The sequence below is a fragment of the Janibacter corallicola NBRC 107790 genome, from assembly GCF_001570965.1.
GTDB classification, from domain to species: Bacteria; Actinomycetota; Actinomycetes; order Actinomycetales; family Dermatophilaceae; genus Janibacter; species Janibacter corallicola.
On sequence record NZ_BCSR01000020.1, the window covers coordinates 33,723 to 48,268 of the forward strand.

At 72.6% G+C, this 14,546-nt stretch carries 15 protein-coding genes; 4 read left to right on the forward strand and 11 right to left on the reverse strand.

The window, feature by feature from the left end; genetic code table 11:
* Positions 1 to 14: 14 nt before the first annotated feature.
* Positions 15 to 374 (reverse strand): Rv2175c family DNA-binding protein, encoded by a 360-nt coding sequence (locus JCO01S_RS08955; RefSeq protein ID WP_157074536.1) that lies wholly within the window; start codon positions 372 to 374, stop codon positions 15 to 17.
* 231 nt (positions 375 to 605) lie between these two features.
* Here JCO01S_RS08955 and JCO01S_RS08960 point away from each other — a divergent pair, with 231 nt between their 5' ends.
* Positions 606 to 1,736, forward strand: coding sequence for a LysM peptidoglycan-binding domain-containing protein (locus tag JCO01S_RS08960; protein ID WP_068254057.1), 1,131 nt, complete (start codon positions 606 to 608; stop codon positions 1,734 to 1,736).
* 31 nt (positions 1,737 to 1,767) lie between these two features.
* On the forward strand, positions 1,768 to 3,660 hold the full coding sequence (pknB, locus tag JCO01S_RS08965) for a Stk1 family PASTA domain-containing Ser/Thr kinase (protein WP_068254060.1): 1,893 nt from the start codon (positions 1,768 to 1,770) through the stop codon (positions 3,658 to 3,660).
* 3 nt (positions 3,661 to 3,663) lie between these two features.
* Here pknB and JCO01S_RS08970 read toward each other — a convergent pair whose 3' ends face one another.
* From JCO01S_RS08970 to JCO01S_RS08985, 4 genes are all read right to left on the reverse strand, one after another.
* The gene (locus JCO01S_RS08970; protein WP_068254066.1) at positions 3,664 to 5,016 is read right to left on the reverse strand and encodes a class II 3-deoxy-7-phosphoheptulonate synthase; all 1,353 of its coding nucleotides are present in this window, start codon (positions 5,014 to 5,016) and stop codon (positions 3,664 to 3,666) included.
* A 67-nt stretch (positions 5,017 to 5,083) separates the two neighbouring features.
* On the reverse strand, positions 5,084 to 5,770 hold the full coding sequence (locus JCO01S_RS08975) for a response regulator (RefSeq protein WP_068254119.1): 687 nt from the start codon (positions 5,768 to 5,770) through the stop codon (positions 5,084 to 5,086).
* Positions 5,767 to 6,996 carry a MacS family sensor histidine kinase gene (gene macS, locus JCO01S_RS08980; protein ID WP_068254069.1) on the reverse strand — a complete coding sequence of 410 codons (1,230 nt, stop codon included), beginning with the start codon at positions 6,994 to 6,996 and terminating at the stop codon, positions 5,767 to 5,769. The genes JCO01S_RS08975 and macS overlap by 4 nt, the downstream gene beginning before the upstream one ends.
* On the reverse strand, positions 6,997 to 7,806 hold the full coding sequence (locus tag JCO01S_RS08985; protein WP_084342781.1) for a lysophospholipid acyltransferase family protein: 810 nt from the start codon (positions 7,804 to 7,806) through the stop codon (positions 6,997 to 6,999).
* A 69-nt stretch (positions 7,807 to 7,875) separates the two neighbouring features.
* Here JCO01S_RS08985 and JCO01S_RS08990 point away from each other — a divergent pair, with 69 nt between their 5' ends.
* The gene (locus tag JCO01S_RS08990) at positions 7,876 to 8,538 is read left to right on the forward strand and encodes a hypothetical protein (RefSeq protein WP_157074537.1); all 663 of its coding nucleotides are present in this window, start codon (positions 7,876 to 7,878) and stop codon (positions 8,536 to 8,538) included.
* Here the strand turns inward: JCO01S_RS08990 and JCO01S_RS08995 are convergent.
* The 6 genes from JCO01S_RS08995 to JCO01S_RS09020 are packed head-to-tail and all read right to left on the reverse strand — an operon-like array spanning position 8,535 to position 12,552.
* Complete coding sequence (locus tag JCO01S_RS08995) at positions 8,535 to 9,518, reverse strand: ROK family glucokinase (protein WP_068254075.1); 984 nt, start codon at positions 9,516 to 9,518, stop codon at positions 8,535 to 8,537. The two genes, JCO01S_RS08990 and JCO01S_RS08995, sit on opposite strands and share 4 nt — an antisense overlap.
* Positions 9,515 to 10,492, reverse strand: coding sequence for an ROK family protein (locus JCO01S_RS09000; protein WP_068254078.1), 978 nt, complete (start codon positions 10,490 to 10,492; stop codon positions 9,515 to 9,517). The genes JCO01S_RS08995 and JCO01S_RS09000 overlap by 4 nt, the downstream gene beginning before the upstream one ends.
* Complete coding sequence (locus JCO01S_RS09005) at positions 10,489 to 10,824, reverse strand: hypothetical protein (protein ID WP_068254081.1); 336 nt, start codon at positions 10,822 to 10,824, stop codon at positions 10,489 to 10,491. The genes JCO01S_RS09000 and JCO01S_RS09005 overlap by 4 nt, the downstream gene beginning before the upstream one ends.
* Positions 10,817 to 11,725, reverse strand: coding sequence for an ArsA family ATPase (locus JCO01S_RS09010; protein WP_068254084.1), 909 nt, complete (start codon positions 11,723 to 11,725; stop codon positions 10,817 to 10,819). Before JCO01S_RS09010 ends, JCO01S_RS09005 begins: the two co-directional genes overlap by 8 nt.
* 4 nt (positions 11,726 to 11,729) lie before the next feature.
* Positions 11,730 to 12,173: an SRPBCC family protein gene (locus JCO01S_RS09015; protein ID WP_068254095.1), complete on the reverse strand. Its 444-nt coding sequence runs from the start codon at positions 12,171 to 12,173 to the stop codon at positions 11,730 to 11,732.
* A gap of 10 nt (positions 12,174 to 12,183) precedes the next feature.
* Positions 12,184 to 12,552: a polyketide cyclase / dehydrase and lipid transport gene (locus tag JCO01S_RS09020; RefSeq protein ID WP_157074538.1), complete on the reverse strand. Its 369-nt coding sequence runs from the start codon at positions 12,550 to 12,552 to the stop codon at positions 12,184 to 12,186.
* A 131-nt stretch (positions 12,553 to 12,683) separates the two neighbouring features.
* On the opposite strand from JCO01S_RS09020, the gene JCO01S_RS09025 reads away from it, so the two are divergent.
* Entirely contained in the window at positions 12,684 to 14,474 is a 1,791-nt protein-coding gene (locus JCO01S_RS09025; RefSeq protein WP_068254105.1) for an AMP-dependent synthetase/ligase, read from the forward strand.
* Positions 14,475 to 14,546: the final 72 nt, after the last annotated feature.

The following is a 14,546-nucleotide window of genomic DNA, read 5'->3' on the forward strand; positions in this document are numbered from 1 at the left end:
GCAGCGGTGCCCGGCTACAGGGCCTCCTCCATGGCGCGGCGGCGCACCTCGGTCTTGGCACCGGAGCGGATCGCGCCGATCGGGCTGCCCCCGGGCAGCCGCTCGTCCTCGGCGAACATCCACTCGACGATCTCCTCGTCGCCGAAGCCGCCGTCGGCGAGGACCGTGAAGGTCCCCGCGAGCGCGGGCAGCGGGCCCTCCTCGTCGAGGAAGGCGGCGGGCACCGAGAGCACGTTCCGCTCGCCGCGTCGGACCGCGACCAGCTGACGCTCCTCGAGCATCCGGCGCACGTCGCCGATCCGCACCCCCAGCCGCTCGGCGAGGTCGGGCACGGTCAGCCACTCATCGGGTTTCGGCGTGTCGCTCTGTTGCACGCCGGTCAGTCTCTCAGGTCCGCGGGCCCGCAGTGACGGGGCACGCCCGCCTCGCCGGGTCCGGTCGAGCGCGCCCCTGCCGACCGAGGGTCCGACGGATCCGGTCGGATCTTCGCTACCGTCGATCACACAAAGCACACGAATGTCGTTTCGTCACACAGGCAACGCCAGCACCACTCATCCCGCCCGTGCCGGGTGGCCCCTTCGCCGCCCCGACCCCTGGAGGCCCGCTTGGTCCTGCCACTGCTCGTCACCACCCCCGCGACGCCCGCCGAGGCCCCCACGGTCGAGACGACGGTGACCGCGCCCGCGACCGCCCGGAACGGCTCCGCGGAGCACACCGTGCGCGTCGGCGAGACCGCCACCGCCATCGCCACCCGCTACCGGGTCGACGTCGGCCGGCTCCTCGAGCGCAACAACCTCTCCTCGAGCGCCTACATCCACCCCGGCCAGCAGCTGCGCATCCCGCCCCGGGAGTCCCACGCCGGGACCCAGGCCCAGGCCTCCCGCTCCACGCCGGCCCGCTCCGGCCCGACCCGCAGCTACACGGTGCGCACCGGCGACACCCTCACCGGCATCGCCGCCCGCCACGACATGGGTGTGGACCGCCTGCGGAGCCTCAACGGGCTCGGGCAGGACCCCATCCGCACCGGGCAGAAGCTCCGCGTCCACGGCACCGCCCACCGCCCCGCGAAGCGGGCGACCCACCGCTCCCCGGCGACCGACACCCACACCGTGCGCGCGGGCGAGACCCTCACCGGCATCGCCGCCCGCCACGGCATGAGCCCGACCCGGCTGGCCAAGACCAACTCGCTCACCCCCGGGACGGTCATCCGGCCGGGGCAGGAGCTCAAGGTCGCCCGGGACCGGCCGGCGGAGTACGACCACAACACCTTCGCGGGACGGGACTACTCCGACGAGACCGTCGCCGCGGCGGACGAGAACCGGCGCACCCTCGCCGCCCGGGACACACCCTCCCGTCAGGAGGTCAAGGACACCATCGTGCGCACCGCGAAGCGCCACGGCGTCGACCCCTCCCTCGCACTGGCCATCGCCTACCAGGAGTCCGGCTGGGATCATCGGCAGGTGTCGGTGGCCAATGCCGTGGGCACGATGCAGCTGATCCCCAGCAGCGGCCGGTGGGCCTCCAGCATGACCGGGCGCGACCTGGACCTGCTCGACGCCGAGGAGAACATCACCGCCGGCGTCGTGCTCATCAAGTCCCTCACCGAGCAGGCATCGAACACCTCGGAGGCGATCGCCGGGTACTACCAGGGCCTCGCCTCGGTACAGCGAGGCGGTATGTACGACGACACCAAGGAGTACGTCTCGAAGGTCAAGGCGCTCCGACACCAGATGTGACCCACGAAGGGGGCCGGTCCAGACTGTGGCAGTGACCACCTCGTCCCACCTGCTCGTCGGCCACCTGGTCGACGGCCGGTACCGCGTGCTCAGCCATCTCGCGGACGGCGGGATGGCCACGGTCCTGCTCGCCACCGACACGCGGCTGGACCGCGAGGTGGCGCTGAAGGTCATGCGCGAGGACCTGGCCGCGGACGAGACCTTCGTCTCCCGCTTCCGGCGCGAGGCGCGCTCCGCCGCCCGCCTCAGCCACCCCAACGTCGTGCAGGTGCACGACCAGGGCGAGGACGACGGCCGGATCTTCCTCGCGATGGAGTACGTGGCCGGTGAGACCCTCCGGGAACGCATCGGCACCGAGGGGGCGCTCACACCGCGGGAGGCCCTCGACCTCCTCGCGCCGGTGCTGACCGGCCTGGCGGTGGCCCACGACGCCGGCTACATCCACCGGGACGTCAAGCCGGAGAACGTCCTGATCTCCGAGGAGGGCCGGGTCAAGGTCGCCGACTTCGGTCTGGCCCGGGCCGTCACCTCCCAGACGCACACCGCCGACGAGGGCGTCCTCTACGGCACCGTCGCCTACCTCTCCCCCGAGCAGGTCGAGCGTGGCATCGCCGATGCTCGCAGCGACGTCTACGCGGCGGGCCTGGTGCTCTTCGAGCTGCTCACCGGCACCCGTGCGCTGCAGGGTGATTCGCCGATCCACATCGCCTTCCAGCACGTGCACGCGGACATCCCGGCCCCCTCGGAGCGGGTGCCCGGCCTGCCGCCGGAGCTGGACCACCTCGTGGCCGTGGCCACCCACCGCGACCCGGACCAGCGTCCCCGCGACGCCGGCGAGTACCTCGCGGAGGTCCGTGCGGTGCGCCGGGCGCTCACGCCCGCCCAGCTGGACCGCCGACCCGCCGGGGCCCCACACCCCGCGGGTGCCGCCGCGCCCGGCAACGCCGCCACGGTCGCCCACGCGCGCCCGGCCCCGACCCGCTCACTCACCGCACCGGCGCACCCCGGTGCCACCGGGGGCACGCTCCCTCCGGCCTCGTCCTCGCGGGGCCGGCTGGTCGCACTGCTGCTGGCACTGCTGCTCGTCCTCGGCGCCGGGTACTGGTGGTACGCCACCGCAGGGCCGGGCGGCGACGTCACCGTCCCGGACACCGCCGGCCAGACCCGCCAGCAGGCGGAGCAGACCCTCCGGGAGCACGACCTGGGACTCGAGGCGAAGCGGGCCTACGACGAGGACGTCCCCAAGGGGCGGGTGATCACCTCGAGCCCGCCGGCGCGCACCGAGGTCGGCCGGGGCGACGAGCTGACCGTCGTCTTCTCCCGCGGCCCGGAGCGGTACGCGGTGCCGGACCTCGCGGGCACGTCGCGCCAGCGCGCCGAGTCCCTCCTCGAGCGGCGCCACCTCCGGGTCGACGGGACCACCGGACGCTACGACGAGACCGTCCGCAAGGGCAGGGTCGTCGCGACGGAACCGGACGCGGGTACCGAGCTGAAGCGCGACTCCGGCATCGACCTCGTCCTCTCCAAGGGTCCCGAGCCCGTCGACGTGCCCTCGGTGACCGGCGAGAGGCTGGCAGCGGCCACGACCACCCTCGAGGAGGCCGGCTTCGAGGTCGACCGCAGCGCGGACGCCTACTCCTCCGACGTGCCGAAGGGGGCGATCACCGACCAGTCGCCGGCCGACGGGACGCTCCCGCGCGGTGGGACCGTCACCGTCACCGTCTCCAAGGGGCCGGAGATGGTCACCGTGCCGAAGGTCGAGGGGATGAGCCTCGCGGAGGCCACCCGGGCCCTGGAGTCGGCCGGCTTCGAGGTCACCGTCCAGAAGTTCCTCGGCGCCCCGATGGACGAGGTGCGAGCCTCCCGACCCGGTGGCGGCGAACGCGCCGAGAAGGGCTCGACCGTGACGATCCTCGTCGTGTGAGGATCAGCCCTCGGCGAGCATCTCCGCGGTGAGGAAGGCCAGCTCGAGGCTCTGCCGGTGGTTCAGCCGCGGGTCGCAGACGCTCTCGTAACGCTTGTTGAGGTCCTCGTCGAGGATCCGCTCGGCGCCACCGAGGCACTCGGTCACGTCGTTGCCGGTCAGCTCGATGTGCAGCCCGCCGGGGACGGTGCCGAGGCTGCGGTGCACCTCGAAGAAACCGCGCACCTCATCCACGACGTCCTCGAAGTCCCGGGTCTTGAAGCCCGAGGCCGACTCGAAGGTGTTGCCGTGCATCGGGTCGCAGATCCAGGTCACGGTCGCACCGGAGTCGCGCACCTTCTCGATGATCGGGGGCAGCGCCTCCCGGATCTTGCCGGCCCCCATCCGCGTGATGAAGGTCAGCCGGCCGGGCTCGCGCTGCGGGTCCAGCAGGTCGATGACGCGCAGCAGCTCCTCGGGGTCGGCCTTGTCGGAGACCTTCATCCCGATCGGGTTGCGGATCCGGCTGACGAACTCCAGGTGGGCGTGGTCCAGCTGCCGGGTGCGCTCGCCGACCCACAGGAAGTGCCCGGAGGTGTCGTAGAGGTCGCCGGTGCGGGAGTCCACGCGGGTCATCGGCCGCTCGTAGTCCAGCAGCAGCGCCTCGTGGGCCGACCAGAACTCGGTCGCGGTCATCGCGTCGAAGTCCACCCCGCAGGCGGCCATGAAGCGCAGCGCCTTGCTGATCTCCCGGGCGAGGCCCTCGTACCGGCGGTTGGCGGCGTTGGAGACGAAGCCGACGTTCCAGTCGTGGACCATCCGCAGGTCGGCGAAGCCGCCCTGGGTGAAGGCACGCACGAGGTTCAGGGTCGAGGCGCTCGTGTGGTACCCGCGCAACAACCGCTTCGGGTCCGGCTCCCGGGACTCGGCGGTGAACTCGAAGTCGTTGACCATGTCCCCGCGGTAGGCCGGCAGGGTGACCCCGTCACGGGTCTCGGTGTCCTTGCTGCGTGGCTTGGCGAACTGGCCGGCCATCCGCCCCATCTTCACCACGGGCATGCCGGCGCCGTAGGTGAGCACCGCCGACATCTGCAGCACGGTCTTGATCCGGTCGCGGATGTTGTCGGCGGTCGCGTGCTGGAAGGTCTCGGCGCAGTCCCCGCCCTGCAGGACGAAGGCCTCGCCGATCGATGCCTGGGCCATCCGGTCCCGCAGCTCGTCGCACTCGCCGGCGAAGACCAGCGGCGGACAGCTGCCCAGCGTCGACACGACCTCGTCGAGGGCGGTCCGGTCCGGCCAGGAGGGCTGCTGGGCCGCCGGGAGGTCGGTCGTGAGCGCATGGCTGGGCGTGTCGAAGGTGGGCGGTGCAGTGGTCACACCCCAAGGATAGGTCGCCGGTCCCTCGGAGACTGCAGACGTCCACCAGACAGACGTCCCGGGCGGCTCAGTCCGGCTTGTCCAGGCCCCTGCTGATCGCGAACCGGGTCAGCTCCACGCGGTTGTGCAGGTGCAGCTTCCCGAGGATGTTCTGCACGTGGTTCTGCACCGTGCGGTGGGAGAGGACGAGGTCGGCGGCGATCTCCTTGGCGGTCATGCCCATCGCCACGAGGCGCAGCACCTCGGTCTCCCGCTCGGTCAGCTCGGGGACCGGGGCGGTGTCCTGCTGCGGGTCCGAGCCCCGGGAGCGGGTGTGCATCTCGCGGAACTCACCCAGGACGAGCCCGGCCAGCCCGGGTGTGAAGACCCCCTCCCCCGCCCCCGTGGCGGTCACCGCAGCGCGGATCTCCTCCGGGGAGGCGGACTTGACGAGGTAGCCGCTGGCCCCGGCCTTCACGGCGGCGAGGACGTCACGCTCCTCCCCGCTCGCGGAGAGGATGAGGACCTTCGTCGGCAGATCGCTGATCGCCCGACACACCTCGTCGCCGTTCATCTCCGGCAGGTTCAGGTCGAGCACGAGCACGTCGGGGACGGTCGCGCGGGTGCGCCGCACCGCGGCGGGACCGTCGGCCGCCGTGCCGACGACCTCGAAGTCCGTCTCCTGCAGGTCGCGCACCAGCGCGTCCCGCCACAGCGGGTGGTCATCGGCGACGAGGACGGTCAGGCCGCTGCCGCCGTCGGTTCCGGTACTCATGAGGGAGAGCCTGCCACGCGTCGGGCCGGGGCGGTGAGCGTCACGGTCGTGCCCCCGCCGGCGGGGGTGCGCCACGTCGCGTCACCGCCCAGGTCGAGCATGCGCCCGCGGATCGAGCTGCTCGCCCCGAGACGCCCCTCCTCCGCGGCCTGCACGAGCCGGTCCGAGGGCATCCCACGGCCGTTGTCGCGCACGACCACCTGGACCGCCTCGTCCGTGCGGTCCACGAGCACCCAGGCCCGCGCGCCCTCACCGGCGTGCAGCGCCACGTTGTCCAGGGCCGCGGAGACGGCCGCGCGGATCTCACTGGCGACGCCCTCGGAGAGGCGTACCGGCCCCGCCGGCAGGATGATCTCGACACCGTCGCGACGCAGCCGGCCCAGCAGGTCGCCGAGGTCGACCTCCTGATCGTGCCCGCCGGGTCCGGCGCCGGTCCGCCCGTCGGCCCCGCGCCCGGCGCCCCCTTCGGGCGGCCCATGGGCCTCGGAGGAGAGCCGGGAGATCAGGCTGCGCAGCGAGCGCTCCTGGTCCGCCGCGAGGTCGGCGAGCGCCGTGCCCTCGCCCCCCATCTGGCGACCGCGACGGTTGATCAGGGCCAGGGCCTGCAGCACGTTGTCGTGCACCTCCCGACCGATCCGGTCCCGCTCGGCGCTGCGCTCGCTGATGGCGATGGCCCGCTCGAGACGTCGTTGGCTCTCCGTGGCCAGCTGCACGGCCAACCCGACGAGGCCACCGAGCAGGTAGAGCAGGATGATGTTGTGCCAGGTCAGCTGGGTCTCGTGCTGGGTCTGGATGATGTTGGTCGTGGCGATGACGGTCGCCGCGAGGACCCCGCCCCGGACCCCCGACAGCAGCGCGGCGGCCATCACCGGGGCACCGGCCCACACGCCGGGGACCGTGGAGATCCCCGCGGTCACCTCGGCCGGTTCGTAGACGATGTTCGTCAGGAAGATGCCGGTGACCGCGATGGCCAGCTCGATGACGATCGCCAGTCGCGTCGGACGGGGCCGCAGCGGGGCCACGACCGACCAGCCGACGATGACGAAGCCGTAGGCGATGATCGGCCACCAGCTGATGACGTGCTCGCGGTGGACGAAGGCGATGAGCGCCGCCGCGTAGCCGATCGCGACGAAACGGTACAGCGCCAACCCTCTGCCCGCCGCGCTGTCCATGAGCGGCGAGGGGTGGTAGTGCCTCTGGTCGGCGCGACCGACGGGGAGGTCCACTCAGATCTCCCGTTGCCCCTCGGCCCAGGGGTTGTTCGGGTCGTCCTGTGGGTCCAGGGCCGCCTCCAGCTCGGGAGCGGCCCGGCCGGGCATGGCAGCCTCCTGCAGCTCCCGGGCGCGGCGCTTGGCGCGCACGAGCAGGCGCTCCTTCTCGGCCGTGGCGTAGGTGTCGACGTACTCCTGGCCGGAGAGCCGCATCAGCTCGTACATGACCTCGTCGGTGATCGAGCGCAGGACGAAGCGGTCCCCCTCCATGCCCTCGTAGCGGGAGAAGTCCAGCGGGGCACCGATGCGGACGCCCACCTGGTGGATGTTGGGGATGATCTGGCCGGTCGGCTGCGCCTTCTCGGTGTCGATCATCGCGACGGGGATGACCGGGACCCCGGCCGTCAGCGCCATCCGGGCCACGCCGGTGCGGCCCCGGTAGAGGCGCCCGTCCGGTGAGCGGGTGCCCTCCGGGTAGAGCGCGAGCAGGTCACCGGAGTCGAGGATCCGCAGGCCGGAGCGCAGCGCCGCCTCGCTCGCCTTCCCGCCACTGCGGTCGATCGGCACCTGCCCGACCCCGCGGAAGAAGGCCGCCGTGAGCCACCCCTTGATGCCCGTGCCCGTGAAGTAGTCGGACTTCGCGAGGAAGGTCACGCGTCGCTCGATCATGAGCGGCAGGAAGATCGAGTCGGAGAAGGACAGGTGGTTGCTCGCGAAGATCGCGCCACCCTCGTCCGGGACGTGCTCGATCCCCTCGACCCACGGACGGAAGAAGACCCGCAGCAGGGGACCCACGATGATCCTCTTGAGGACCCAGTACAGCACCGACGCGCCACCTCCATTCTGGTCGAACTGTAGTGCACGGCGGAGGGCTCCGGCGGCGACCGTGCGAGGATGGGAGCAGCAGCATCACCGGAGGCGAGCACGGAGCGGGAGATGGCCGAGGCACAGCAGCCCGACGAGCGTGACGTCGACGCGATCTTCGAGTCGATCGTTGCCCGTTGGGAGGACGAGGCACTCGACCCGCAGCAGGGACCCACCGAGCCGGATGACGAAGGGGGCGCCCCGCCGCCCCACCGACACGGGCCGACGAATCCTGCGCCGCGCGGTCGTGGGGCGACCAATCCACCCCCGAGCCGTCGCAGCGCGACGAACCCGCCCTGGGGGGCCCGCCACCCGGAGGCGGAGGAGGAGGGCAAGGGGGACGTCTCCCCCTTCGCCCACGACGGCTCGGTGCCGTGGCGGGTGGACCCGACGAACTCGGTCGCCGACCTGCTCGGCCAGCCGGAGCACCCCGGCACGGCCGAGGACGACGAGGGCTTCACTCCCCCGCCCACCCGGCCGCTGCCGCCGCTGAGCGACCGGCTCTTCTGGGGCGCGCTCGTCGGGCTCGTCCTGGGCCCGCTCGGCCTGGTCTGGCTCGTCTTCCTCCGGCCGGAGGCCGGCTTCCTCACCAAGGTGGTCGTCTTCGGGCTGATCGTCGGCGGTTTCACCTGCCTGGTGCTGCGCCAGCCGACCCACCGCGGCGACGACCCGGACGACGGCGCACGGGTCTAGCGGGGCGAGTTCCCCTCGCGCGCCCCGAGACTGGCAGCGCCGATGAGACCGGCGTCGGGGCCGAATCGGGCCGCGGTGATCCGCGCCGCCGGTCGGTACCCACGCCCCGTCAGCTGCCGGGCGAAGGTCTCCCGCGCCGGGCCGAGGAGCAGGTCGCCCGCGGCGCTCACACCGCCACCGATGACGAAGACCTCCGGGTCCAGGGCCGCCGCGAGGTTGGCCAGACCGACGCCGAGCCAGTGACCGATCTCGGCGAGGAGCTCGATGGCCGTCGCGTCGCCGCACCGGGCGATGTCGGTGATGGCCGGCCCGGTGAGGCGCGAGACGTCACCGCCGACGTGGGCGAGCAGATCGGTGGCCATCGGCGAGTGGGCCATGGCGAGCCCCTTGGCCTCGCGCACGAGGGCATTGCCCGAGGAGTACTGCTCCCAGCAGCCGCGGTTGCCGCACTCGCAGCGCTGACCGCCGGGGACGACCTGCATGTGCCCGAACTCCCCCGCGATGCCGTACCGGCCCCGCACGAGCGCGCCCTCCACGAGGATCGCGCCACCGATCCCGGTGCCGAGGGTGATCATCACCGCGTGGCTGGCCCCCGCGGCCGCCCCGAAGCGGTGCTCCGCCCACAGGGCGGCATTGGCGTCGTTCTCGATCGTGATCGGCAGGTCGATCCGGCAGCCGAGGGACTCCCGCAGCGGCTCGTCCCGCCAGGAGAGGTGGGGGGCGAAGACGACCGTGGAGCGGTCCGCCGCGACGAAGCCGGCCGCGCCGATGCCGACGGTGAGCGGCCGGTCGATGCCGTCCTCCTCGGCCATCGCGAGCAGCTCGTCGACGACCTCGACGAGGGTGTCCTCGACGACACGGGGCGCGTTGGAGCGGTCGGGGGTGTCCCGCCGGGTGCGCACGAGGATGCGTCCCTCCTCGTCGAGGACGCCTCCGGAGACCTTCGTGCCCCCGATGTCCAGACCGATCGCGGTCCTCACGAGGCGCTCTCCCGGGCCAGGGCGGCCACGCCGACGATGCCGGCGTCGTTGCCCAGGGTGGCCAGGGCCAGGTCGGGCGAAGGGCGGTACCCACGCCCGACGATCCGGCGGCCGAGGGAGGCGGCGGCCGGCCCGAGCAGCAGGTCACCGGCGTCGGCGACGCCCCCGCCGATGACGACGAGGCCGGGGTCGAGCACCGCGCACAGCGTCGCGATCCCCTCCCCGAGCCGGGCGCCGAGATCGGCGAGGAGCTCGACGGCGGCCTGGTCCCCGTCCACGGCTGCGGCGGTGACGTCCTCGCCGGTGAGCCGGTCGGCGTCGCCCCCGCAGCGGTCCCGCAGGCCCTGGACGTGGGGCGAGGAGGAGTGGATCACCTCGCGGGCGGTGCGCACGAGGGCGCTGCCGGAGGCGAAGACCTCGAGGCACCCACGGTTGCCGCAGCCGCAGCGCGGCCCGTCCGGGTCCAGGACGACGTGGCCGATCTCGCCGCCCGCCCCGAAGCTGCCGCGCAGCAGCTGGTCGCCGGCGACGGCGCCACCGCCGATGCCGGTCCCCACGGTGATCAGCGCCATGGCGTCGGTGTCCGCGGCGGCCCCGGTGCCGTGGCGGTACTCGCCCCAGGCGGCGGCGTTCGCGTCGTTCTCCACGACGACGGGGCGTCCCAGTCGTTGCTCCACCTCACCTGCGAGGTCGATGTCCCGCCAGGGCAGGTTCGGTGCGAACCACAGGTGGCCGTGGTGACCGTCGACGAGCCCGGCGCAGGCGAGACCGACTCCCGCCACGGGGCCGTCAGCGGTCTCCAGCAGCTCGGCGGCCAGCCGCGCGATGGCAGCGACGATCCCCACGGTGTCCTCGGGGGTCGCCGCCTGCGTGCGGTGGCTGATGCGTCCGCCGGCGTCGACGAGCCCGCCGGCCAGCTTGGTCCCGCCGATGTCGATGCCGATGGCGGGTGCCTCCCGCTCGGGTCGGCTCATGCTCCACTTCCCGCCCCGGACCCGGCGCCCGCGTCGTCGTCGTGCACCACGATCCGCTCACCCCGGTCGGTGTGCGGCGTGTGCTCCGGCGTCTGGTCGAGGTCGACGCCGAGCACGTCCGCGACTCCGTCGGCGCCGAGCACCGCACGGGTGATGGCCTCGGCGAGGAGGCTGACGCCCGTCAGGGCACGCTGGCTCGTCGCCGAGTCCAGCTCGCGCAGGTCCTCGCCCAGCTCGTCCATGTCGATCTCGGAGAGCAGGCGCAGCAGCGAGGCCACGGCCTCGCCCACGTCGTCCGCCGCTCCGCCGCCGTGGTCCGTGCCGTCAACCACGCGGCCACACCGCCTCGTCGGGGGACATCGCCACGGTCAGGACGCCGCCGGCGACGCCGGCCCGCTCGACCGTGCACCGCCGCAGGACCGAGGGCAGCAGGACCCGGCGGGAGCGACCCGCGCACTGCAGCAGCAGCTCGTCGTCGTGGCGGACCAGCTCCAGGTCGCCCGCCCGGATCCCCGGCAGCGCGACCCGCAGCAACCAGACGTCCTCGCTGCGCTCCACGAGGGGCCGTGCCGTTGCCTCGACCTGGGGCAGGTACTCGATCCCGGCCGCTCCGGGCGGGTGGACGGCGGTGAGGGTCCGGCCGCGCAGCGCCAGGAGCACCTCGGCGTCGGCCCGGCGGGCGGACCCGACCGGCCCGGCGGGGGCCGCCAGGTGCAGCGCGGTGCCGGACGCGTCACTGAGCACCTCGTCGAGGTCCGCCAGCAACTCACCACCCTCACGAAGGGCGGTGAGCAGCGTGCTCGTGGGGGCGGGGAGGGACCCGACTCCCGGGGGCGCGACGAGCGTCTCCCACCGGGCCACCACGGGGACGAAGGCCTCCATCGTCCGTGCGATGCGCTGCGGCAGGTCGAGGAGCCGCCCGACCTCCAGCGGCACCGCGGCGACGAGGTCCACCCCCTGGGCCCTCGCCTGGTCCACCTCGCGGGCCAGCCGCAGCAGGGTGGGCAGCTCGGGGGGCAGGACCCGGGCGAGCAGGTCGGCGATCACCGGCGCCGGCAGGTCCAGCGCGGCGAAGAGGCGGTCCAGGTGGGCGCGGACGGCGACCACGACGGGGTCCCGGCCCTCCCCCGAGGAGGCGTGCACGACCGGACCCGCGGACTGCAGGCCGGCGCTGATCCGGGTGGTGACGGCCTCGCTGTGCTCGCCGCCGCCGATGACGAGATGAACTCCCACGGGGTCAGGCTTCGGCGCGGTTCTTCAGGTCACGCAGCGCCGTGTCGACGATGACCTTCTCCGCCTTGCGCTTGAGCATCCCCAGCATGGGCACCTTGAGGTCGACCGTCAGCTCGTAGACGACCTCGGTCCCCGCGTCGGACTCGGTCAGCGTGTAGGAGCCGTCCATCGCCTTGAGCATGGTGGCCTCGACGAGCTGCCAGGAGGCGACACCGGCACCGGACTCCTCGACGTCCCAGGTGTACTCGAGGGTGTAGGTGTCCTTGATCGCCCCGGCGTCCAGGGAGAAGCGGGCCTGGTCGGGCCACCCGTCCCCGTCCTCGGTGAGGATCTCGACGCGGGTGATCTCCTTGGCCCACTCCGGGTAGGCCTCGAGGTCGGCGATGATGTCCAGGACGTCCCCGCAGGGAGCGTCCACGACGATGCTGGAGCGCGTGCTGTCGGCCATGGCGGGCAGACTACAGGCCACCGCCTCGTGGCCGCCGACCCTCGAGGTGGTCCTTGATCACATGCAGGCCGCCCTTCCACCGGCGACGGTGCTGCTGCACCCAGCGCCGACCTCCCCGGCGCTGCCTCCCGTGGAGGAAGTGGTGGACGATGGTGCCGCCCGAGGCCTCCTCCAGCCAGATCTCGAGGCGCCCCTCGACGTCGCCGGCGGCGCGCCAGCGCACCCCCTTCGTCCCCCGGTCCTGGAGGACCTCCCGCTGCAGGCCCGGCCAGAGCCGGTCGAGCAGGCCCGGCTCGTCCAGCGCGGCACGCACCGTCGCGGGCCGGGCGCGCACGAAGGTCTCGTCCACGACGTCGACGGTGCGGGGGCGGAGGGACACCGGCACAGATTATGGCCTCGATCACGCCCGGTGCCAGCCCGCCGCCCGCCCATGCCCGGTAAGGTCAAGGGCAGCGTGCGCCCCTGCGGAGTGGGCGGAGAACGGTGAACCGGCGACACAAAGGAGACCATGTGAACGACAACTCGATGCCTCGGATCGTCGACGGTGACCCGAAGGACTCCCTCGCCGACCTTCCCGGCCGCAACGCCGCCCGGCACCCGCAGCGGGTGGCCTTCTCCGTCAAGGAGGCCGACTCCTGGCGTGACGTGACCGCCTCCCAGTTCAACGAGGACGTGCGCGGCCTCGCCAAGGGCCTCATCGCCCAGGGCCTGGAGGCCGGCGACCGGATCGGACTCGTCGCGCGCACCCGCTACGAGTGGACCGTGATCGACTTCGCGGCGTGGGCCGCGGGCGGCGTCGTGGTCCCGATCTACGAGACCAGCTCCGCCGAGCAGATCGAGTGGATCGTCAAGGACTCCGGCACCTCGCTGCTCATCGTCGAGACCGCCAAGCACCAGCAGATCGCGACCGAGGCCACCCGGGAGCAGTCCGGGGTACGGCACGTCTGGACCATCGACAACGGCGACCTGGACACCGTCGTCGCCAGCGGCTCCGAGGTCAGCGACGAGGACCTCGACGCCCGCATCGCCGGCACGGGACGCGAGACGGTCGCGACGATCATCTATACCTCCGGCACCACCGGTCGCCCGAAGGGGTGCCAGCTGACGCACGACAACTTCCTCGGTCTGGCGGAGAACACCCAGGCGAAGATGAAGGACCTCCTCGAGCGGGAGGACGCCTCGACGCTGCTCTTCCTGCCCCTCGCACACGTCTTCGCCCGTTTCATCGAGGTCCTGGCCGTGACCGCCGAGGTCCGGATGGGCCACAGCGCCGACATCGCCAACATCCTCGACGACTTCCAGGCCTTCAAGCCGACCTTCATCCTCGCCGTGCCGCGGGTCTTCGAGAAGATCTACAACAAGGCCAACGAGCAGGCGACCGCGGGCGGCAAGGGCAAGATCTTCGCCAGGGCCGCGGAGACCGCCATCGCCTGGTCCGAGGCCCAGGACACCGGCTCGGTGCCGCTGAAGCTGAAGTTGCAGCACGCGCTCTTCGACAAGCTCGTCTACTCCACGCTGCGCTCGAAGATGGGCAACAAGGTCGAGTACGCCGTCTCCGGCGGCGCGGCCCTGGGGACCCGCCTCGGGCACTTCTTCCGCGGCATCGGCGTGACGATCCTCGAGGGCTACGGCCTCACCGAGACCACGGCCCCGGCCACGGTCAACCTGCCGGACAACACCAAGATCGGAACCGTCGGCCTGCCGCTGCCGGGCGTGTCGGTCCGGATCGCCGATGACGGCGAGGTGCTCATCAAGGGCGTCAACGTCCTCAAGGGCTACCACGGGAACGAGCAGGCGATGGCCGAGGCGGTCCAGGACGGCTGGTTCCACACCGGCGACCTCGGCGACCTCGACGAGGACGGCTTCCTGAAGATCACCGGCCGCAAGAAGGAGATCCTCGTGACCGCCGGCGGCAAGAACGTCGCCCCGGCCGTCCTCGAGGACCGGCTGCGCGCCCACCCGCTCATCAGCCAGTGCCTCGTCGTCGGCGACGGCAAGCCCTTCATCGCCGCGCTCATCACCCTCGACGAGGAGATGCTGCCCGGCTGGGCCTCGAACAACGGCCTCGGCTCGCTCACCCTCGAGCAGGCCCGGACCAACGAGACCGTGCTCGCCGAGGTCCAGTCCGCGGTCGACGACGCGAACAAGGCGGTCTCCAAGGCCGAGTCGATCCGCAAGTTCACGATCCTCAAGGAGGACTTCACCGAGGAGAACGGCACGATGACCCCCTCCCTGAAGCTGAAGCGGAAGGTCATCATGACCGACTACGAGGACGAGGTCGAGGCCCTCTACGGCAACTGACCCGACCTCACCCGGCCTCCCGGGTCCGTCCCCGATGCAGTGGCAGGGGCTCGCGCACCGCGCGGGCCCCTG

Bases quoted from the DNA above. Each gene is read 5' to 3' on its own strand.
- JCO01S_RS08975 (WP_068254119.1), bottom strand. From the start codon at position 5,770: ATGAGTACCGGAACCGACGGCGGCAGCGGCCTGACCGTCCTCGTCGCC.
- JCO01S_RS08990 (WP_157074537.1), top strand. From the start codon at position 7,876: ATGGGAGCAGCAGCATCACCGGAGGCGAGCACGGAGCGGGAGATGGCC.
- JCO01S_RS09000 (WP_068254078.1), bottom strand. From the start codon at position 10,492: ATGAGCCGACCCGAGCGGGAGGCACCCGCCATCGGCATCGACATCGGC.
- JCO01S_RS09015 (WP_068254095.1), bottom strand. From the start codon at position 12,173: ATGGCCGACAGCACGCGCTCCAGCATCGTCGTGGACGCTCCCTGCGGG.